Source organism: Salmonella sp. 5800, assembly GCF_046558195.1.
Taxonomy (GTDB): Bacteria; Pseudomonadota; Gammaproteobacteria; order Enterobacterales; family Enterobacteriaceae; genus Salmonella; species Salmonella enterica.
On the sequence record NZ_JBGDOX010000008.1, the window covers coordinates 1 to 19,811 of the forward strand.

A 19,811-nucleotide genomic window follows, 5' to 3' on the forward strand; every position below is an offset into this window, starting at 1 on the left:
AGCCACCGTTTCCAGTAGTTATCCCCCTCCATCAGGCAGTTTCCCAGACATTACTCACCCGTCCGCCACTCGTCAGCGAAGCAGCAAGCTGCTTCCTGTTACCGTTCGACTTGCATGTGTTAGGCCTGCCGCCAGCGTTCAATCTGAGCCATGATCAAACTCTTCAATTTAAAAGTTTGATGCTCAATGAATTAAACTTCGTAATGAATTACGTGTTCACTCTTGAGACTTGGTATTCATTTTTCGTCCGAGGACGTTAAGAATCCGTATCTTCGAGTGCCCACACAGATTGTCTGATAAATTGTTAAAGAGCAGGCGCGACGCGGCTTTCAGCTCACCGTCGCGAGGTGGCGTATATTACGCTTTCCTCTTTCAGAGTCAACCCTGAATTTCAGGATTTTTCTCTTCAATCGACTGGCTGTTTGTGTGAAGTGATTCACATCCGCCGTGTCGATGGAGGCGCATTATAGGGAGTCGGTTCAGGAAGACAAGCGGAAAAATGCATTTTTGTTTTAACCGCTCATCTTTTATCCATAACGCTTATTTTTGCTGCTTTTTTATCGCCGATGGCAGGTCGGCAAGGCTGTTTAACACCCAGTCCGCCGCGTTTTCTGCTTCTGCCGTGACCGGTTTGCCCGTACGCACCAGCACTTTTGTCCCGACATTTGCCGCCGCTGCCGCCTGCATATCTTCCAGCTTGTCTCCCACCATATAAGAAGCCGCCATATCGATATGCAGGAAATCACGCGCCGAGATAAGCATTCCTGGATGCGGCTTGCGGCAATCACATACCTGGCGGAACTCTTCTATACTGCCCTGCGGATGGTGAGGACAATAATAGATGCCGTCCAAATCGACATCGCGATCCGCCAACGACCAGTCCATCCATTCGGTTAAGGTTTCAAACTGCGCCTCAGTGAATTTGCCGCGCGCGATTCCGGACTGGTTCGTCACCACCACAAGCGCATAGCCCATTTTTTTTAGCTCGCGCATCGCGTCAATAACACCGTCTATAAACTCAAATGCATCGATTTCATGTACGTAGCCGTGATCCACATTAATGGTGCCGTCACGGTCGAGAAAAATTGCGGGTACAGACTTTGCCACCTTTTATAGCTCCTGAGTAAAGCAAGTGCCGCTAGTATCGCATGTTTCAGCAGGCAAGAAAGTGCTCATCGTATAAAGCCTGATTGATTTAGACGTCTGGATGCCTTAACATCCATTCTGTTGACGGCGTTGACCGTATTAGACAGACGAAAATGCCACGGCTAACTTAATTACGATAATAAATAACCAATGATTAAACTTTCGAATATTACCAAAGTGTTCCATCAGGGGACTCGCACCATTCAGGCGCTGAACAATGTCAGCCTGCATGTCCCTGCCGGACAAATTTACGGCGTCATCGGCGCATCCGGCGCCGGTAAAAGTACGCTTATCCGCTGCGTTAACTTACTTGAACGCCCAACCGAAGGTAGCGTTCAGGTCGGCGGTCAGGAGCTGACAACGCTTTCAGAGTCTGAGTTGACCAAAGCTCGCCGTCAAATCGGCATGATTTTCCAACATTTTAACCTGCTTTCTTCCCGTACCGTGTTTGGCAACGTCGCGCTGCCGCTGGAACTGGATAACACACCAAAGGAAGAGATCAAACGCCGTGTCACAGAGCTGCTGGATTTAGTCGGTCTTGGCGACAAGCACGACAGCTATCCGGCAAATCTTTCCGGCGGTCAGAAACAGCGTGTCGCGATTGCCCGCGCGTTAGCCAGTAATCCAAAAGTGTTGCTGTGCGATGAAGCCACCAGCGCGCTTGATCCCGCGACGACCCGTTCGATTCTGGAATTGCTGAAAGATATCAACCGTCGTCTGGGGTTGACGATTCTGCTTATCACTCATGAAATGGATGTCGTAAAACGTATCTGCGACTGCGTTGCCGTCATCAGTAATGGCGAGCTTATTGAGCAGGATACGGTCAGCGAAGTCTTCTCGCATCCTAAAACGCCGCTGGCGCAGAAGTTTATTCAGTCCACTCTGCATCTGGACATTCCGGAAGATTACCAGGCGCGTTTGAAAGCGTCGCCGGAAACTGACAGCGTGCCGATGCTGCGCATGGAGTTCACCGGGCAGTCTGTGGATGCCCCGCTGCTTTCTGAAACCGCGCGTCGTTTCAACGTGAACAATAATATTATCAGCGCGCAGATGGATTACGCGGGCGGTGTGAAGTTCGGCATTATGCTAACGGAAATGCACGGCACACAAGAAGAGACGCAAGCCGCAATTGCCTGGCTGCAGGATCACCATGTGAAAGTAGAGGTACTGGGTTATGTCTGAGGCAATGATGTGGTTACTGGTTCGTGGCGTCTGGGAAACGCTGGCGATGACCTTTGTCTCCGGTTTCTTCGGTTTCGTGATTGGCCTGCCGGTTGGCGTATTGCTGTATGTTACGCGCCCGGGGCAGATTATGGAGAACGCCAGGCTGTATCGCTCCCTCTCTGCGGTGGTCAATATTTTCCGCTCGATTCCCTTTATCATCCTGCTGGTGTGGATGATTCCTTTTACCCGAATAATTGTCGGCACCTCCATTGGTTTGCAGGCTGCAATTGTACCGCTGACCGTCGGCGCCGCGCCTTTTATCGCCCGTATGGTGGAAAATGCGTTGTTAGAGATCCCTGCCGGGCTGATTGAAGCCTCGCGAGCGATGGGCGCCACGCCGCTGCAAATTGTACGTAAAATCCTTTTACCGGAAGCGCTGCCTGGTCTGGTAAATGCGGCAACCATTACACTGATCACCCTGGTCGGTTACTCCGCAATGGGCGGCGCCGTCGGCGCAGGCGGCCTCGGTCAAATCGGCTATCAGTACGGTTATATTGGATACAATGCTACCGTGATGAATACGGTGCTGGTATTACTTGTCGTTCTGGTTTATTTAATTCAGTTATCCGGCGATCGCATCGTCAGGGCTGTCACGCATAAGTAACGTTAAACACAACACAAATACTCATTAAGGAAATAAGCATGGCGTTCAAATTCAAAACCTTTGCGGCAGTGGGTGCTCTGATTGGTTCTCTGGCACTTGCGGGTTGCGGTCAGGATGAAAAAGATCCAAATCATATTAAAGTCGGCGTAATCGTTGGCGCAGAGCAGCAAGTTGCCGAAGTCGCGCAGAAAGTCGCGAAAGAAAAATACGGCCTGGACGTGGAATTGGTGACCTTTAATGATTATGTTCTGCCTAATGAAGCGCTGAGCAAAGGCGATATCGATGCCAATGCCTTCCAGCACAAACCGTATCTGGATCAGCAAATCAAAGATCGCGGCTACAAACTGGTTTCTGTTGGTAAGACTTTTGTCTATCCCATTGCAGGATATTCCAAAAAAATCAAATCTCTGGATGAGCTCAAGGACGGTTCCCAGGTCGCCGTGCCTAACGACCCGACCAACCTTGGTCGTTCCCTGCTGCTGCTGCAAAAAGTAGGGCTGATTAAACTGAAAGACGGCGTCGGTCTGCTTCCTACCTCGCTGGATATCGTGGAAAACCCGAAAAATCTGAAAATTGTTGAGCTGGAAGCGCCGCAGTTGCCGCGTTCGCTGGATGACGCGCAGATCGCGTTAGCGGTCATTAATACGACTTACGCCAGCCAGATTGGCCTGACGCCAGCGAAAGACGGTATCTTCGTTGAAGATAAAGATTCTCCGTACGTTAACCTGATCGTGACGCGTGAAGATAACAAAGACGCCGAGAATGTGAAAAAATTCGTTCAGGCTTACCAGTCTGATGAAGTATACGAAGCCGCAAATAAAGTTTTTAATGGCGGCGCGGTGAAAGGCTGGTAAGTTTTAGGCTGATTCCACAATCTGTAATATTATTCAGGACGGGCTATTGCCCGTCTTGTCATTTATGCAAGCTCCTGATTCAATATCTGGCAATTAGAACATTCATTGAGGAAATATTATGCGTGCTTTACCGATCTGTTTATTGGCACTCATGCTGGGCGGTTGTTCCATGCTAAGCAGATCCCCTGTTGAACCCGTTCAAAGCACCGCAACCCCGCCAAAAGCGGAGCCGGAGAAACCTAAAGCGCCGCGTGCCGCTCCCGTCAGGATTTACACCAATGCTGAAGACTTAGTCGGCAAACCTTTCCGCGATCTTGGCGAGGTTAGCGGCGAATCCTGCCAGGCAACAAATCAAGACTCTCCGCCTAACATTCCAACTGCGCGCAAGCGTATGCAGATTAATGCATCTAAAATGAAAGCCAACGCCGTCCTGCTGCACAGCTGTGAAATTACCAGCGGCACGCCAGGCTGCTACCGTCAGGCGGTTTGTATCGGGTCCGCCCTGAATATTTCGGCGAAATGAGCAGCTTTCAGTTTGAACAAATCGGCGTTATTCGCTCCCCCTATAAAGAAAAATTCGCCGTTCCGCGCCAGCCTGGTCTGGTCAAAAGCGCCTGCGGCGAACTGCATCTGATAGCGCCTTACAACCAGGCCGATGCCGTTCGCGGCCTGGAAGCGTTCAGCCATTTGTGGGTGCTTTTCGTTTTTCATCAGACGATGGACGGCGGCTGGCGGCCGACAGTTCGTCCGCCCCGTCTTGGCGGTAACGCCAGAATGGGCGTTTTTGCCACGCGCTCCACGTTCCGCCCCAATCCGATTGGCATGTCGCTCGTTGCGCTAAAAGGTATCGAGTGCCGGAAAGAGAGCGTAATTCTGAAATTAGGCAGTCTGGATCTGGTGGATGGCACGCCGGTGGTGGATATCAAACCGTATTTACCGTTTGCCGAGGCCTTACCGGACGCCGCCGCCAGCTATGCGCAACAGGCGCCGATAGCTGAAATGCCCGTGAGTTTTACCGCTGAGGTGGCTCAACAGCTTACGACGCTGGAAAGGCGTTATCCGCAGCTACGGACATTTATTTGCGATGTGCTGGCGCAAGATCCTCGCCCGGCTTATCGTAAGGGTGAAGAGACGGGCAAAACCTATGCCGTCTGGCTGCATGATTTTAACGTGCGCTGGCGTGTGGTTAACTCGGGATTTGAAGTGTTTGCGCTGGAACCACGGTAATTTCACGCCCTTCTCTTTTGACATCTCTTGCACGCTGGTAAACTAAATCACTTTTTTTGTATCAGGCTCACATTGAGCCTGTTCGATCGTTCAACTGGAACCGTAACAACATGCGTACTAGCCAATACCTGCTCTCCACTCTGAAGGAGACACCTGCCGACGCCGAGGTTATCAGCCACCAGCTGATGCTGCGCGCCGGGATGATCCGCAAGCTCGCCTCCGGGTTATATACCTGGCTGCCGACCGGCCTGCGCGTCCTGAAAAAAGTCGAAAACATCGTGCGTGAAGAGATGAACAACGCCGGTGCTATCGAGGTGTCGATGCCAGTCGTTCAGCCAGCCGACCTGTGGCAAGAGAGTGGTCGTTGGGAACAGTACGGTCCGGAACTGCTGCGTTTTGTCGACCGTGGCGAGCGTCCGTTCGTACTCGGCCCGACCCACGAAGAAGTTATCACCGATCTGGTGCGTAATGAACTCAGCTCTTATAAGCAGTTGCCGCTGAACTTCTTCCAAATCCAGACCAAATTCCGTGATGAAGTGCGTCCGCGCTTTGGCGTGATGCGTTCGCGCGAATTCCTGATGAAAGATGCTTACTCTTTCCACACCTCTCAGGAGTCGTTGCAGGAAACCTATGACGCCATGTACGCCGCGTATAGCCGTATCTTCAGCCGTATGGGGCTGGATTTCCGCGCGGTACAGGCCGATACCGGTTCTATCGGCGGCAACGCCTCGCATGAATTCCAGGTACTGGCGCAAAGCGGCGAAGACGATATCGTTTTCTCTGATGTTTCTGATTACGCGGCTAACATTGAACTGGCAGAAGCTATCGCGCCGCAAACGCCGCGCGCAGCGGCGACGCAGGAAATGACTCTGGTCGATACGCCAAATGCCAAAACCATCGCGGAGCTGGTGGAACAATTCAACCTGCCAATTGAAAAAACGGTAAAAACGCTGCTGGTGAAAGCGGTGAAAGACAGCAAGTCTCCGCTGGTGGCTCTGCTGGTTCGCGGCGATCATGAACTGAATGAAGTTAAAGCGGAAAAACTGCCGCAGGTTGCCAGCCCGCTGACCTTCGCTACCGAAGAAGAGATTCGCGCCGTGATTAATGCCGGCCCTGGCTCCCTCGGCCCGGTCAATATGCCGATTCCGGTCATCATCGATCGTACCGTTGCCGCCATGAGCGATTTTGCCGCTGGCGCCAACATCGACGGTAAACACTACTTTGGTATTAACTGGGATCGCGATGTGGCGACGCCTGTTGTTGCCGACATCCGTAACGTAGTCGCCGGCGATCCGAGTCCGGATGGTCAGGGAACGTTGCTTATCAAACGCGGTATCGAAGTGGGTCACATCTTCCAGTTAGGTACCAAGTACTCAGAAGCGCTGAAAGCCTCCGTTCAGGGTGAAGATGGCCGTAACCAGATCCTGACAATGGGCTGCTACGGTATCGGCGTAACACGTGTCGTTGCCGCGGCTATCGAGCAGAACTTTGACGAGCGCGGCATTGTATGGCCTGACGCCATTGCGCCTTTCCAGGTCGCTATTCTGCCGATGAATATGCACAAATCCTTCCGTGTGCAGGAGCTGGCGGAAAAGCTGTACAGCGAATTGCGCGCGCAGGGCATTGAAGTGCTGATGGACGACCGTAAAGAGCGCCCGGGCGTGATGTTTGCCGATATGGAGCTGATTGGTATTCCACATACTATCGTGATTGGCGATCGCAACCTGGATAACGACGATATTGAGTATAAATACCGTCGCAGCGGTGAAAAATCGCTGATTAAAACCGGCGATATCGTTGATTATCTGGTCAAGGCGATTAAAGGCTAAACGACATTTTGTTGGGGTTGCCCGGCGCCACCCGGCAAATATGTAAAGGCCTCGCACCTTGCGAGGCCTTTTATTAGTGAGTGCAATCTTTACCCGGCGCAAACTTCGCATTTTTATCGGCTATTAGCATTTTTACCGGCTCGCCCGTGTCCGGGTTCGCGGCAAACACAAAATGCCCTTCTACCGTCAGCAGCACCGGTTTTTCCGCTTCACCTTTCGCCGTCAGATAGCCGCGCTCAAGCTGGGCGTTACTGGCGACCGGCAGCCGTTTTCCGGTCGCACAATCGGTAAAGGTCGCCGCATCGGCCCTGTATATATACATACCACGCAGCGGCATTGGCGTTACCGGCAGGCTGGCGGTAACAGGCACAAGCGTATAATTAAGCTGCGAAGCCACCGGATTGCCTTCTCTGTCGAGCATCTCCAGCGCATTGCCTTTCGCGCGATAATACGATTTCTCGCCATTGCTGTCGGTTAACACCAGTTTATCCGCCGTCCGCGCCCAGGTACCGTATGACGCAAAAGAGGAAGGTTCTTCGCGCACGCCCTGATAGCGCTCGTTCATCACCCATGTGCCGTCTTTTTCCAGAAACAGTGACGTTTCAATACCTTCACAATCCGCACAGGGCAGCACGCCGCGCCAGCTTTGCTGCATGGGTTTTAATTCCGCCGCCTGCGCAGGTTGCAGGGCGTCAACTTCCGCACGGTTATTACACCCTATCAATGCAAATAGCGTACAGGCTGCCGCTACTGACAATATTGCTGTTCTCACCATAAAATCCTTATGAAATTGCTATTCCTGCCCGTCAATCCAGTGGACGACGAACTTTGCCGCGAAGCGCCTTTACAGAAGATTTTTGCGCCTTTGAGGACAAGCGGCGCTCTTTCGAGGCACGCGTCGGACGGGTTGCGCGACGGCTTTTCTGCTCCGCGGTTAATTCTTTTATGACGGCAACCAGCCTGGCGATAGCCGCTTCCCGGTTGAGCTCCTGGCTCCGGAACTCCTGCGCCTTAATGATAATGACGCCATCATCGCTTATCAGATGGTGGCTGGCCGTCAGCAAACGCTGTTTATAATACTCTGGCAGGCCAGAGGCCCGAATGTCAAAGCGCAAATGAATCGCGCTAGAGGTCTTATTTACATGCTGACCACCCGCGCCCTGCGCGCGAATGGCCGTAATTTCCAGCTCATTGTCGGCTATGGAGACCGTCCGGGAGATGGCAATCATGAGGGCTGTTGCCAGGCGGTTAGCTGTATTTCCAGATTATTCCGAGCATCAGAAAGCCAGATTGCGCCGTCCTGAATCGTCGCCTGTAGCGTCATGGTACGATCGGCAAATTCACTGAGCTGAGCCAGTTGCCCGTCATCCAGATACCAGACGGACAGGTTAGCGAACTGCGCGCACTTGCTGTGATGCTGCTGCCACCAGATTTGCGCCGCCCGGGAGTTATAAGCAAAGAGCGCGACGTCGCTCGCCTGAGTACAGGCTTTCTTAATACGGCGCTCATCCGGCAGCCCCAGCTCTATCCAGAGATCGATGCCCAGATGATCGTTGCGCAGCCAGGCCTCCGGTTCATCTTCCGCGCTGAGCCCGCGTGTAAACTGCAACCGTTCATCAGCATATTTTATCCATGCCAACAGGCGCAGCATCATGCGCTCCTGCGTTTCAGAAGGGTGACGCGCCAGCGTCAATGCCGCATCCAGAAACCGGTTGCGATCAAGGTCAGCCACATTGACGACGGCTTTATAAATTGTCGCTTTAAGCGCCATGAGAAAACTCCTTTCGAATCAGGCGCCCATTGTAGCGAAAACCGCGCTAAAAGGCTGTTAACGAATCTTTTACCCACTCGCGTCAGGCGCTGATATTGCGCAAATGAGTATGGTATAGTCACCTTGCTAAACAAGATTTAACTTCGTAGGCTTAGACTTGCATCCACGGTTAAGTCAGAATGCTGACAGGAGGGCATGTGGAAAAATATTGTGAGTTAGTACGCAAGCGGTATGCGGAAATCGCCAGCGGAGACTTAGGGTATGTCCCGGATGCGCTGGGTTGTGTATTGAAAGTGCTTAATGAAGTGGCGGCAGATAGCGCCCTTTCAGAGTCGGTCAGGGAAAAGGCAGCTTATGCTGCCGCGAACTTACTGGTGAGCGATTATGTCAATGAATGAAACGTATCAACCCATTAATTGCGATGACTACGATAGTCTTGAGCTTGCCTGCATGCATCATTTAATACTGACGCTAACGTTAAAAGATGGCGAGGTTTTGCAGGCAAAAGCGAACGATTTGATCTTACGTAAAAATGTAGAATATCTGCTTGCCGAGGTTTCCGGCGAGTCTTGTGAGCTTCGTCTCGATAAAATCGCCAGTTTCAGCCACCCGGAAATTGGTACCGTGGTAGTTAGCGAATCCTGAGTATTTTGTTGCCGGATGGTGGTGCAAGCACCTTATCCGGCCTACGTTCCATGCGATACGTAGGCCTGATAAGCGCAGCGCCATCAGGCATGCCAAACCAGACTCACCCCTTCTTTATCTTCTGCTGCTCCCTCACGCGTCACAAAAACACCCGCAGCCGCAATCAGCGTTTCGCCGTAAAACAACAGCGGCGTGGTGTCTCGTCGCCAGGGCGGGATCCCCTGCTCCTGCCAGATTTTCTTTAATTTACGTCCACCGTTACGCCCGACAATATGTAACACGCCTGGCGCTTTAAAACGAATGCTGACGGATTCTTCCTCTCGCGGTCGGCGCAGTTCGCCGCCAGGAACGAGCTGTACCGTCCCTAAGCCGGCAGGCAGCGCCAGCGGTGTTTGCCAGACGGGCCAGGCGACCGTCGTTTCGTGTTGTCCGGCCACGGATTTAATCCACCACAGTTGCGACTGATAACGGCGAATCTCGCGATCGCCAAAACGTAAACAGGGAGAGGCATCGTCGCGCGCCAGCGCCACCTCCTGCCAGATACGTTCCAGCGCGTCGCGAGAGGGCATCGGCGCATTACGCATCGCCAGCCAGCGACGCAAAATCGCCGCCCGCCGTACATCGCTCATCGACATTAATGGAGAGAGCCGCAATGTTCCCTCCGCCGTGATACAGTCCGTAAGATCGCTGGCCAGAAGCTCGTCCAGCAGCCTTTCTTGCTCGGCGCAGAGCGTCGCGCTACGGGCTACCGCCGCAGGAAAATGCGGCCAGCGCTGCTGCAAGAGCGGAAGCGCGCGCAGGCGTAAAAAATTGCGATCGTAGGCGTCATCCTGATTGCTTTCATCTTCAATCCAGCATAAGCCATGACGCACAGCCCACTGTTCCAGCGTCTTCCGCGTTTCTCTCAACAGCGGGCGAAGAAGTAGAGTTCCGGCAAAAGGCGAGCATTCTCCCATCGCGGAAAGTCCGGCCGGACCGCTGCCGCGCTTTAACGCCAGCAGGAACGTTTCACACTGATCGTCAAGGTGCTGCGCGGTTGCCAGCACTTCGCCAGGCAATAGCGTCTGTGCGAACGCCCGGTAGCGCGCTTCACGCGCATGGGCCTCGATACCCAGGCCATTATCCGCCAGCGTCACCCGCTCCACTACCAGCGGAACCTGCCAGCGTTCGCATACGGTTTCGCAATGCCGCACCCAGCTATCAGCATGAGGGCTTAAACCGTGATGAATATGGATAGCACGCAGCGTGACGTCAGGATGGCGTTCTCGCCACAACACCAGTTGATGCAGAAGCACCGTAGAATCCAGGCCACCGCTAAAGGCAGCCAGAATACGGCGAGAAGAGAGTAACGAGGTATTCAACGTGAGAGTGGTCATGATCCATGCTTATAGTGACTTAGCCCGGCAACGTTACCTGGCGAGCGTCTTAATGACAAGCCTTACTGCTCATACAGCTCAAGCGGTAAACCGTCCGGATCGTTGAAAAAAGTAAAGCGCTTCCCGGTATACGGATCGATGCGTATCGGTTCGCACTTAACCTGATGCTTTTCCAGATGCGCAACGGCGTTTTCCACATTTTCCACGCTGAAAGCCAGATGGCGCAGGCCGCAGGCTTCAGGTCGGCTTGGACGCGCCGGAGGGAAGGGAAAAGAGAAAAGCTCAATCACATACTGCCCGTTTAGTGCCAAATCGCCCTTCCACGAGTCACGCTCTTCCCGCCAGACTTCGCTTAGCAGATCGAACCCCAGAATATCGCAATAAAACGCCTTGCTCACCGCATAGTCTGTCGCAATGATCGCGATGTGATGAACCTGTTTTAATCCCAGCATAGCGTCTCCTTTATTGATTATCAGTACGTTACTCGTCACATTCCCGTCAGGCAAGCTAACAGGCGTGTTTTAAGACTCGTACCTGGTACACCCCGTCTTCATTCCGTTTCGCACCGTGAATATCCGTTTCAAAACCGGGATAATGCTGGCCAATCGAGCAGAGCATCAGCAGAAAATCGAGCACGGCCCGACTCTGTTGCGTGATCCTCTCGCCGGGCATCAACAGCGGAACGCCTGGCGGATAAGGCAGGATCATATTCGCGGAAACGCGCCCTGGCAGTTGATCGAGCGCCACGGTTTCCACCTCGCCTTTGATCTGACGCTGCCAGGCCTGGTGCGGGGTCATAATCATCTCCGGTAAAACCTCGAACGCCCGCAGCATCAGCCCCGGAAGATCGTGCTGGCGGATCAGTTTATGGATCCCCTGCGCCAGATCCTGAATGCGCATATTGCGATAAAAATCCGGATCTTCCGCATACAGATCCGGCAACATATTTTTGACGCGCAGGTTAAGATCGTAGGCCCGTTTAAATTCCGTCAGTCCGCGCAGCAGCCCCATCGCACGGGTCTTATCAATCCCTATGCTAAACAAAAACAGCAGATTATACGGCCCGGTTTTTTCCACCACCACGCCTCGCTCATCGAGGAACTTCGCCACCAGCGCGGCGGGTATCCCCTCTTCGCTCATGTTGCCCTGTTCATCCATCCCCGGCGTCAGGATTGTCACCTTAACCGGATCGAGGAACATATGATCGTCATCGGCATCGGCGAAGCCATGCCAGGTTTCTCCCGGCGTGACCGGCCAGCATTCGGCCTCATCAACCTCTTCCGGCTGCCAGATATCAAAGAACCAGCTATCGGACTCTTCACGTAGCCGCTGTACCTCTTTACGAAAATGGAGCGCCCGCTCCACCGAACGATTAATCAATCTTTTCCCTGGATTGCCGCGCAGCATCGCCGCTGCGGTCTCGATAGAGGCGACAATGGGATAGCTCGGCGATGTGGAAGTGTGCATCATAAACGCTTCGTTAAACGTCTCTTCGTCATATTCCCCTTTGATATGAATAAGCGACGCCTGCGAAAAAGCCGCCAGCATTTTATGGGTGGATTGCGTTTCGAAAATCACTTTTCCGGGCACCCGATCGCCGCTCATCCCGCTTTTCCCCTGGTAGATCGGATGGAAATGGGTATAGGGTACCCAGGCGGAATCAAAATGGATCGAGGGAACGTCCAGCATCTGCTTGATCCAGTTAGTGTTATACAGCAGACCATCGTAAGTCGAATTGGTGATAACCGCATGAACTGGCCATTGCGCCTGCGCGGTTTCCGCCACCTTACGCGCAATGCTGTCGCGGGTAAATTCACGCTTAGGAATACCGCCAAGAATACCGAGCGCATTGCGCGTCGGCTTCAACCAGAGAGGCACCACATCGCTCATCATCAGCAAATGCGCCAGCGATTTATGGCAATTACGATCAATAAGTAGCGTACTTCCCGCAGGCGCGGCATACATACCGACAATTTTATTCGAGGTCGACGTACCGTTCGTCACCATATAACTCTGCTCGGCGCCAAAAGTACGGGCGATATACTCTTCCGCTTCCAGATGCGGCCCGGTGTGATCCAGCAGCGATCCCAGTTCAGTCACCGAAATCGACACATCAGCTTTTAAGGTATTGCCGCCAAAAAAGTCATAAAACAGACAGCCTGGCGGGCTTTTCTGATACGCCGTTCCCGCCATATGACCCGGCGTACAAAAGGTATATTTTCCTTCTTTGGCGTAGGTAAACAGCGCTTTGGTAAATGGCGGCGTAATATTATCGAGATATTCGTTTGTATATTGATGAATGCGCGTCGCGATATCTTCAGCCAGCCCCAATGCATACTCAAAAAACCACAGCGCCATGCGCATATCGTGAACGCTAACGTCCAGCGTGGAGTTGGTATTGATAAAGGCGTAGAGAGGAAGGTATTCATTTAGCTGGTTGATTTCGCTACAAAGGTCGAGACTGTATTCATCCCAGTCAAAAATAACGCCGCAGATGCGCGGGTTATGTTCAATAAACTTCAACAAGTCAACGCTATTTTGCGGCCAGATAATTTGAAATCCCAGGGATTGTAATGCACGCTCAAGCTCCTTGATGGGTTCATCTTTATAATAAACCCCGTGCGGCCCCATAATGGCGATGATGTTCATGCTTTCTCCTGAAAAAACCTGAGATAAGCATAGTAACAATCCTGCCGATGCAAAGCACCGACAGGATTTATCTTATTACAATGCGTTCCATGCATCGGCCCAGGCAATCCCTACGCCGGGCTCATAGTAGGCAGGCGCAACATTACACCATGAGCCTTCCGGGAACGGTTTGCACTGGTACAATGCGCCATTACTGTTGACGATGTCGCCCGGATTCCATTTCTGGCTGCTGCTCCAGGCAGGATAGCTGGTGGTCTTATCTTCGTCATCCGCAGCGGCGGCCTTCGCTTTCACATTCAGCGTATAAACCGCTGTACTGGAGAGCGTACCGTCGCTAACGGTCAGATTCACCACATACTGGGTGTTCTGAGTGACATCCGGCGCGTTGAAAATCACAACGGCTTTATCCTGGCCGCTCAGCGTTTTGCCATCCTGCGACATCCAGGTATAGGTGAGCTTGTCGCCATTCGCGTCGGTCGATCCTTCCGCGCTGAGTGAAACCGGGCTACCGGCTTCCACCGCCCCGACCGGCCCGGCAATGCGCGCGACTGGCGCCACGTTTTCATCCGTCACTGGCGCCGGAGTTGGCGTGACATCCGGTTCAGTGGTTCCGTTATCATCGACGACATTAACGTTGAAATAATGCTGTACACATTTCGTGTAGTCGCCCTCTTTAAAGGCGGTATACGGCGTCTGATATCCCACTAACTGGCAGGAATAGGTTTTACCGTCCGCAGTATCGGCGCTCCAGCCCCAGTCTTGTTCCCAATAGATCGGTAACGCGCCAGCGCCGCCTTCATCGAACTGCTTCATCTTTTTACAGCCCAACACTTCGTCCGCCGGCACCGGCACTTTCAGGTAGTTGGCAAACTCTTTGTAGTAGGCGATACGGTTAAGCGACTGCGCATTCTCATCTGCGCCGCCGCACTCCACGCCGCCATTGATGATCTGAATGGTGACGCCGAAACCTGATACCAGGCCGTTTGCTTTATCGCGATCGTTTGGCTGCCAGGTACCGTCAATCACATGTAGCATAGACGGCTTCGGCGGCTGCGGATACACAAAGAAGAAGACGGCGCTCGCCAGGTTCATCCAGGTATCCGCCACCAGCTCGGGTTTATCCAGCAGAGGGCGAACGTCACCATACATCGCGTCAGAGAAAGGCCCATAGTTGTAGTTATAAGAAAGCTGTTTTGCCCCGCGACCAAAATAGCTGAGGAAATCGCCGTCCTTATCTTTACCGCACGGCCAGGTCTGGCCCTGCCATACATCCGGGTTACATTCGCCGTTGTAGCCGCCTTTCTGCCCTTCTGTCCAGCCGACTTCGCGCAGATAGACCAGCGCCTGACGCCATTCCGGAATGTCACGCCAGCTTTCGTGACCGCCCGTCTCTTGGGCAAAATGCGCAAACATAGTAGCCAGGGTTTTACGGCAGATAGCGTCGCTATCGCGTCCATCGGTGTAGGTACCACAAACCGCCGGGAATTTACCTATCGCTTTCAGGAAGTTAGAGTAAGTATATTCCGGCGCGCGCATCGGGAACAGATAATCCCAGTCGGCCTCTTTCAGAATACTTTCAACGCGTTTTACGTTTGCCGGGTTAGCGGCGCGCCCCGGTTCGATTTGTTCGACCGCGCTGTTATCCAACGTCTGGATAGAGGATTTCACTGCCTCCATTAACGGAAAATCCGTCAGCGCTTTCTCTTTCGCCGCCAGATCGCTGGCGTTAATGGTCATTGGTTCACTACTGCTAAGCAGCGGCGCGGCCTGCGCACCGGATAAGCTCAACATGATTCCTGCCGCCACGGCGCTGAGCGCCAGTGTTTTTTGCAATCCCATAATTTTCTCCTTGAAGGGTAGTTCACTGCCTGCCCTGGCCACACGCCTGGCAGTTGATACAGTGTCAGGGAGAACATGCCGTTGCGTTTAATCACATCAACTCATCGGCGTCTCATTTTTCCTCGTCCAAAAAAAAGAGGCCGGATTATCCGGCCTCCTGGGAAAAATGAGGTAAATGATTAGGCGTAACCGTAGCTCATCAAACGCTGGTAACGACGGTTTTTTAAATCATCGGTGCTTAACACATCGAGATCGGCTAAATCTTCCAGCAGCTGCGCTTTTAGCGACGCCGCCATCGCTTCCGGATTACGGTGCGCGCCGCCCAGCGGCTCCGGAATGATGGAATCGATTAGCTTCAGCTCTTTCAGACGCGGCGCGATGATGCCCATCGCTTCAGCAGCCAATGGCGCTTTGTCGGCGCTCTTCCACAAAATAGAGGCGCAACCTTCCGGGGAGATAACGGAATAGGTGCTGTATTGCAGCATATTCACTTTATCACCCACGCCAATCGCCAATGCGCCGCCGGAGCCGCCTTCGCCAATCACGGTGCAGATGACCGGTACGTTCAGACGAGACATCTCACGCAGGTTGCGGGCGATAGCTTCAGACTGACCACGCTCTTCCGCGCCCACGCCAGGGTAAGCGCCCGGGGTGTCGATGAAGGTGATAATCGGCATGTTGAAGCGTTCAGCCATTTCCATCAGGCGCAGCGCTTTGCGGTAGCCTTCCGGCGCTGGCATGCCAAAGTTACGACGAATTTTTTCTTTGGTTTCACGACCCTTCTGATGACCAATGATCATCACCGGTCGCCCTTCCAGACGCGCGATACCGCCGACGATGGCTTTGTCATCAGCATAGGCGCGATCGCCCGCCAGCTCATCAAACTCATCAAACGCCAGACGGACATAATCCAGGGTGTACGGACGCTGCGGATGGCGCGCCAGTTGGGCTACCTGCCATGCGCCGAGATCGGCGAAGATTTTGCGCGTCAGTTCTACGCTTTTTTCGCGCAGGCGATGGACTTCTTCATCGATATTAATATCCAGTTTCTCATCCTGGCGGCTTACCGCAGTCAGAGAATCGATTTTCGCTTCCAGCTCTGCTATCGGCTGTTCAAAATCAAGGAAATTCAGACTCATAGTATTCCTGTATTAGTCAAACTCCAGTTCCACCTGCTCCGAACCAATGAGGCCACGCAGATCGTTAAGTAAACGATCGCTCGGAGAGACACGCCACGTTGCGCCAAAACGCAGTCGCGCACGCGCATCCGCCCTCTGATAGTAGAGATGTACTGGAATGGTCCCCGAGCGGTGGGGTTCCAGAGACTGACGGAGTCGGTTTAAAAGCTGGTCATCAATTTGCCTGTCCGTCAGCGAGATAGCAAGCCCGCGAGCGTATTTTTCGCGAGCTTCGTCAATATCCATCACTTCGCGGGCGGTCATTTTAAGCCCCCCGCTGAAGTCATCAAAGCTGACCTGTCCGCTGACGATAAGTATGCGGTCTTTTTCCAGCAACTGCTGGTATTTATCCAGCGCGTCGGTAAATAACATCACTTCCAGACGCCCGGAACGGTCATCCAGCGTACAGATGCCGATACGATTGCCGCGCTTGGTGACCATAACCCTTGCGGCAATCACGAGCCCCGCAGCCGTGGTGACTTTACCACGTTCTGTCGGATGCATGTCTTTGAGCCTTACCCCGCCGACATAGCGCTCAATTTCTTTTAAATACTGATTGATGGGGTGGCCCGTCAGGTACAGCCCCAACGTTTCACGTTCCCCATCTAACACCACCTGCTCCGGCCACGGCTGGCAGCTGGCATAGGATTGCTCGATTTGCTCCGGCTCTTCCGCCAGTACGCCGAACATATCCGCCTGACCGATAGCTTCCGCTTTGGCGTGCTGGTCGGCGGCTTTCAGCGCATCGCCCAATGAGTTCATCAGCGCGGCGCGGTGCGGCCCCAGGCGGTCGAACGCCCCGGACATGATCAGCTTTTCCAGCACCCGGCGGTTGAGCTTTTTCGTGTCGGTCCGCGCGCACAGATCAAACAGTTCGCGGAAATAGCCGCCCTGATTACGCGCGTCGATGATCGCTTCGATCGGCCCTTCGCCGACGCCTTTGATCGCGCCGATGCCGTAGACGATCTCGCCCTCATCGTTAACGTGGAAATGGTACAATCCGGAGTTAATATCCGGCGGCAGAATTTTTAGTCCCATCCGCCAGCACTCGTCCACCAGGCCGACGACCTTCTCGGTGTTGTCCATATCGGCAGTCATCACCGCCGCCATAAATTCAGCCGGATAGTGCGCCTTTAGCCATAGCGTCTGATAAGAAACCAGCGCATAAGCGGCGGAGTGCGATTTGTTAAACCCGTAACCGGCGAATTTCTCCACCAGGTCAAAGATTTTCATCGCCAGTTCGCCGTCGATACCGTTCTTTTTCGCGCCCTCTTCAAAAACGGAACGCTGTTTGGCCATCTCTTCCGGCTTTTTCTTACCCATCGCACGACGCAGCATATCCGCGCCGCCGAGAGTATACCCGGAAAGTACCTGGGCAATCTGCATCACCTGTTCCTGATACAGAATGATGCCGTAGGTCGGCTCCAGTACCGGCTTCAGGCTTTCATGCTGCCACTGAACGTCCGGGTAAGAGAGTTCTTCACGACCGTGCTTACGGTCGATAAAGTTATCTACCATCCCGGACTGCAACGGACCGGGACGGAACAGGGCCACCAGCGCGATCATATCTTCAAAGCAGTCCGGCTGCAGACGCTTGATCAGGTCTTTCATACCGCGCGATTCAAGCTGGAAGACCGCCGTGGTTTCCGAGCGCTGCAGCATGTCGAAGCTTTTTTTATCGTCCAGCGGAATGGCGGCGATATCCAGCGGCGGCTCGCCGTTTTTCTCGCGCCGCTTGTTGATCATCTCCAGCGCCCAGTTGATGATAGTCAACGTACGCAAACCGAGGAAGTCGAACTTCACCAGTCCGGCATATTCCACGTCGCTTTTATCAAACTGGGTAACCGGATGCTTGCCCTCTTCATCGCAGTACAGCGGCGCAAAGTCGGTAATTTTGGTCGGCGCGATGACCACGCCACCAGCGTGTTTACCGGCGTTACGCGTGACACCTTCAAGCTTACGCGCCATATCGATCAGCGCTCTGACCTCTTCGTCCGCCTCGTAAATTTCCGGCAGTTGCGGTTCCGCTTCAAAGGCTTTTGCCAGCGTCATGCCCGGATCGGGCGGCACCAGCTTCGAGATACGATCGACAAAACCGTACGGATGCCCCAGCACGCGGCCCACATCGCGGATAACGGCTTTCGCCGCCATCGTACCGAAGGTGATAATTTGCGATACCGCATCACGCCCGTACATGTCTGCGACGTGCTCAATAACCTGGTCGCGTTTCTCCATACAGAAGTCAACGTCGAAGTCAGGCATCGAGACACGTTCCGGGTTCAGGAAACGTTCGAACAGCAGGTCAAATTCCAGCGGATCAAGGTCGGTAATTTTCAGCGCGTAGGCCACCAGCGAACCGGCCCCGGAACCACGTCCCGGCCCTACCGGCACGCCGTTATCTTTTGACCACTGGATAAACTCCATCACGATGAGGAAGTAGCCAGGGAACCCCATCTGGTTGATAACCTGTAGTTCAATATCCAGACGCTCGTCATATTCCGGGCGACGCTTTTTGCGCTCTTCTTCGTCCGGAAACAGGAAAGCCAGACGCTCTTCCAGCCCCTCTTTCGATTTTTTGACCAGATAATCTTCGGTGGTCATATCGCCGGTCGGGAACTGCGGCAGGAAATATTCACCCAGACGCACCGTTACGTTGCAGCGTTTGGCAATCTCCACCGTATTTTCCAGCGCCTCCGGAATATCGGCGAACAGCTCGCACATCTCATCGATGCTGCGCATATATTGCTGCGGCGAGTAATTGCGCGGACGCTTAGGATCGTCAAGGGTGAAACCGTCGTGGATCGCGACACGAATTTCATGGGCGTCAAAATCATCGCTTTCAAGAAAACGGACATCGTTTGTCGCGACAACCGGCAAACCACGTGCCTCAGCCAGTTCAACCGCAGCATGAAGATAGGTCTCTTCATCCTGTCTGCCGGTACGGATCAGTTCCAGGAAGTAGCGATCGGGAAAATGCGCTTCATAGAAAGCAACGCACTCCTCCACCAGCGCCTGGTTGCCGCGTAGCAGACAGCGGCCTACGTCGCCCATGCGCCCGCCGGAAAGCAGGATCAAACCTTCTTTAAGCTCTACCAGCCAGTCGCGCTCGATAATCGGGCCTGCCGCGCCGTAGCCGCGCTGATACGCTTTCGAGATCAGCAACGTCAGGTTCTGGTATCCCGTATTATTCGCCGCCAGTACCGTCAGATGAGTCAGCTCATCTCCCAGCAGTTCGTTGTGAACGTTAAAGTCCGCCCCGACGATGGGTTTAATGCCCGCGCCATGACCCGCTCCGTAGAACTTCACCAGACCGCAGAGGTTGGTAAAATCGGTGATCGCCAGCGCAGGCATACCTAATGAGGCCGCCTTTTTCACCAGCGGCCCGGTCTTCGCCAGCCCATCGATCATAGAGTAGTCGCTGTGCACCCGCAGGTGAACGAAACGTGGTTCAGACATCTTCAGATTTCTC

18 protein-coding genes and 1 rRNA gene are annotated in these 19,811 nt (G+C 53.6%); 8 read left to right on the plus strand and 11 right to left on the minus strand.

The genetic code is table 11. The annotated features are described in order from the left end of the window. Window positions 1–170, minus strand: a 16S ribosomal RNA gene (locus tag ACLJZ5_RS15340); the annotation flags it as partial. A 370-nt stretch (window positions 171–540) separates the two neighbouring features. Next, window positions 541–1,107, minus strand: a complete 567-nt coding sequence (gene gmhB / locus ACLJZ5_RS15345) for a D-glycero-beta-D-manno-heptose 1,7-bisphosphate 7-phosphatase (protein WP_001140158.1) — start codon at window positions 1,105–1,107, stop codon at window positions 541–543. Between the two features lie 189 nt (window positions 1,108–1,296). Between gmhB and metN the strand changes: the two genes are divergently transcribed. The 6 genes from metN (at window position 1,297) to proS (ending at window position 6,884) form a co-directional block, all read left to right on the plus strand. Beyond that, on the plus strand, window positions 1,297–2,328 hold the full coding sequence (gene metN, locus ACLJZ5_RS15350) for a methionine ABC transporter ATP-binding protein MetN (protein ID WP_024798250.1): 1,032 nt from the start codon (window positions 1,297–1,299) through the stop codon (window positions 2,326–2,328). Beyond that, complete coding sequence (locus ACLJZ5_RS15355) at window positions 2,321–2,974, plus strand: methionine ABC transporter permease MetI (protein WP_001287486.1); 654 nt, start codon at window positions 2,321–2,323, stop codon at window positions 2,972–2,974. Before metN ends, ACLJZ5_RS15355 begins: the two co-directional genes overlap by 8 nt. 38 nt (window positions 2,975–3,012) lie before the next feature. Next, a complete protein-coding gene (gene metQ / locus ACLJZ5_RS15360) occupies window positions 3,013–3,828 on the plus strand; it encodes a methionine ABC transporter substrate-binding lipoprotein MetQ (protein WP_000874215.1) in 816 nt (271 codons plus the stop codon). 118 nt (window positions 3,829–3,946) lie between these two features. Next, window positions 3,947–4,351 carry an Rcs stress response system protein RcsF gene (gene rcsF, locus ACLJZ5_RS15365; protein WP_001202315.1) on the plus strand — a complete coding sequence of 135 codons (405 nt, stop codon included), beginning with the start codon at window positions 3,947–3,949 and terminating at the stop codon, window positions 4,349–4,351. Then, complete coding sequence (tsaA, locus tag ACLJZ5_RS15370) at window positions 4,348–5,055, plus strand: tRNA (N6-threonylcarbamoyladenosine(37)-N6)-methyltransferase TrmO (RefSeq protein WP_000093986.1); 708 nt, start codon at window positions 4,348–4,350, stop codon at window positions 5,053–5,055. Before rcsF ends, tsaA begins: the two co-directional genes overlap by 4 nt. Window positions 5,056–5,165: 110 nt before the next feature. Next, window positions 5,166–6,884 carry a proline--tRNA ligase gene (proS, locus tag ACLJZ5_RS15375; protein ID WP_001260687.1) on the plus strand — a complete coding sequence of 573 codons (1,719 nt, stop codon included), beginning with the start codon at window positions 5,166–5,168 and terminating at the stop codon, window positions 6,882–6,884. Window positions 6,885–6,957: 73 nt separating this feature from the next. Here proS and nlpE read toward each other — a convergent pair whose 3' ends face one another. From nlpE to ACLJZ5_RS15390, 3 genes are read right to left on the minus strand one after another with little or no spacing between them, the layout of a single operon-like run. Further along, window positions 6,958–7,659: an envelope stress response activation lipoprotein NlpE gene (gene nlpE, locus ACLJZ5_RS15380; RefSeq protein WP_024798249.1), complete on the minus strand. Its 702-nt coding sequence runs from the start codon at window positions 7,657–7,659 to the stop codon at window positions 6,958–6,960. Between the two features lie 31 nt (window positions 7,660–7,690). Beyond that, on the minus strand, window positions 7,691–8,113 hold the full coding sequence (gene arfB, locus ACLJZ5_RS15385) for an alternative ribosome rescue aminoacyl-tRNA hydrolase ArfB (RefSeq protein WP_000560527.1): 423 nt from the start codon (window positions 8,111–8,113) through the stop codon (window positions 7,691–7,693). Then, a complete protein-coding gene (locus ACLJZ5_RS15390; RefSeq protein WP_001185316.1) occupies window positions 8,110–8,655 on the minus strand; it encodes a YaeQ family protein in 546 nt (181 codons plus the stop codon). Before ACLJZ5_RS15390 ends, arfB begins: the two co-directional genes overlap by 4 nt. Before the next feature lie 197 nt (window positions 8,656–8,852). Here ACLJZ5_RS15390 and ACLJZ5_RS15395 point away from each other — a divergent pair, with 197 nt between their 5' ends. Then, entirely contained in the window at window positions 8,853–9,053 is a 201-nt protein-coding gene (locus tag ACLJZ5_RS15395; RefSeq protein WP_001518678.1) for a YaeP family protein, read from the plus strand. Then, on the plus strand, window positions 9,040–9,300 hold the full coding sequence (gene rof / locus ACLJZ5_RS15400; protein WP_000062330.1) for a Rho-binding antiterminator: 261 nt from the start codon (window positions 9,040–9,042) through the stop codon (window positions 9,298–9,300). The genes ACLJZ5_RS15395 and rof overlap by 14 nt, the downstream gene beginning before the upstream one ends. A gap of 83 nt (window positions 9,301–9,383) precedes the next feature. Here rof and tilS read toward each other — a convergent pair whose 3' ends face one another. From tilS to dnaE, 6 genes are all read right to left on the minus strand, one after another. Further along, the gene (gene tilS, locus ACLJZ5_RS15405) at window positions 9,384–10,676 is read right to left on the minus strand and encodes a tRNA lysidine(34) synthetase TilS (RefSeq protein WP_000210049.1); all 1,293 of its coding nucleotides are present in this window, start codon (window positions 10,674–10,676) and stop codon (window positions 9,384–9,386) included. 62 nt (window positions 10,677–10,738) lie between these two features. After that, a complete protein-coding gene (locus ACLJZ5_RS15410; protein ID WP_000901088.1) occupies window positions 10,739–11,128 on the minus strand; it encodes a VOC family protein in 390 nt (129 codons plus the stop codon). Between the two features lie 55 nt (window positions 11,129–11,183). Beyond that, window positions 11,184–13,325: a lysine decarboxylase LdcC gene (gene ldcC, locus ACLJZ5_RS15415; RefSeq protein ID WP_001021042.1), complete on the minus strand. Its 2,142-nt coding sequence runs from the start codon at window positions 13,323–13,325 to the stop codon at window positions 11,184–11,186. A 75-nt stretch (window positions 13,326–13,400) separates the two neighbouring features. Beyond that, on the minus strand, window positions 13,401–15,164 hold the full coding sequence (locus ACLJZ5_RS15420) for a chitinase (protein ID WP_000524168.1): 1,764 nt from the start codon (window positions 15,162–15,164) through the stop codon (window positions 13,401–13,403). Window positions 15,165–15,343: 179 nt separating this feature from the next. Continuing rightward, the gene (gene accA, locus ACLJZ5_RS15425) at window positions 15,344–16,303 is read right to left on the minus strand and encodes an acetyl-CoA carboxylase carboxyl transferase subunit alpha (protein WP_000055753.1); all 960 of its coding nucleotides are present in this window, start codon (window positions 16,301–16,303) and stop codon (window positions 15,344–15,346) included. Between the two features lie 12 nt (window positions 16,304–16,315). Further along, window positions 16,316–19,798 carry a DNA polymerase III subunit alpha gene (gene dnaE, locus ACLJZ5_RS15430; RefSeq protein WP_001294832.1) on the minus strand — a complete coding sequence of 1,161 codons (3,483 nt, stop codon included), beginning with the start codon at window positions 19,796–19,798 and terminating at the stop codon, window positions 16,316–16,318. Window positions 19,799–19,811: the final 13 nt, after the last annotated feature.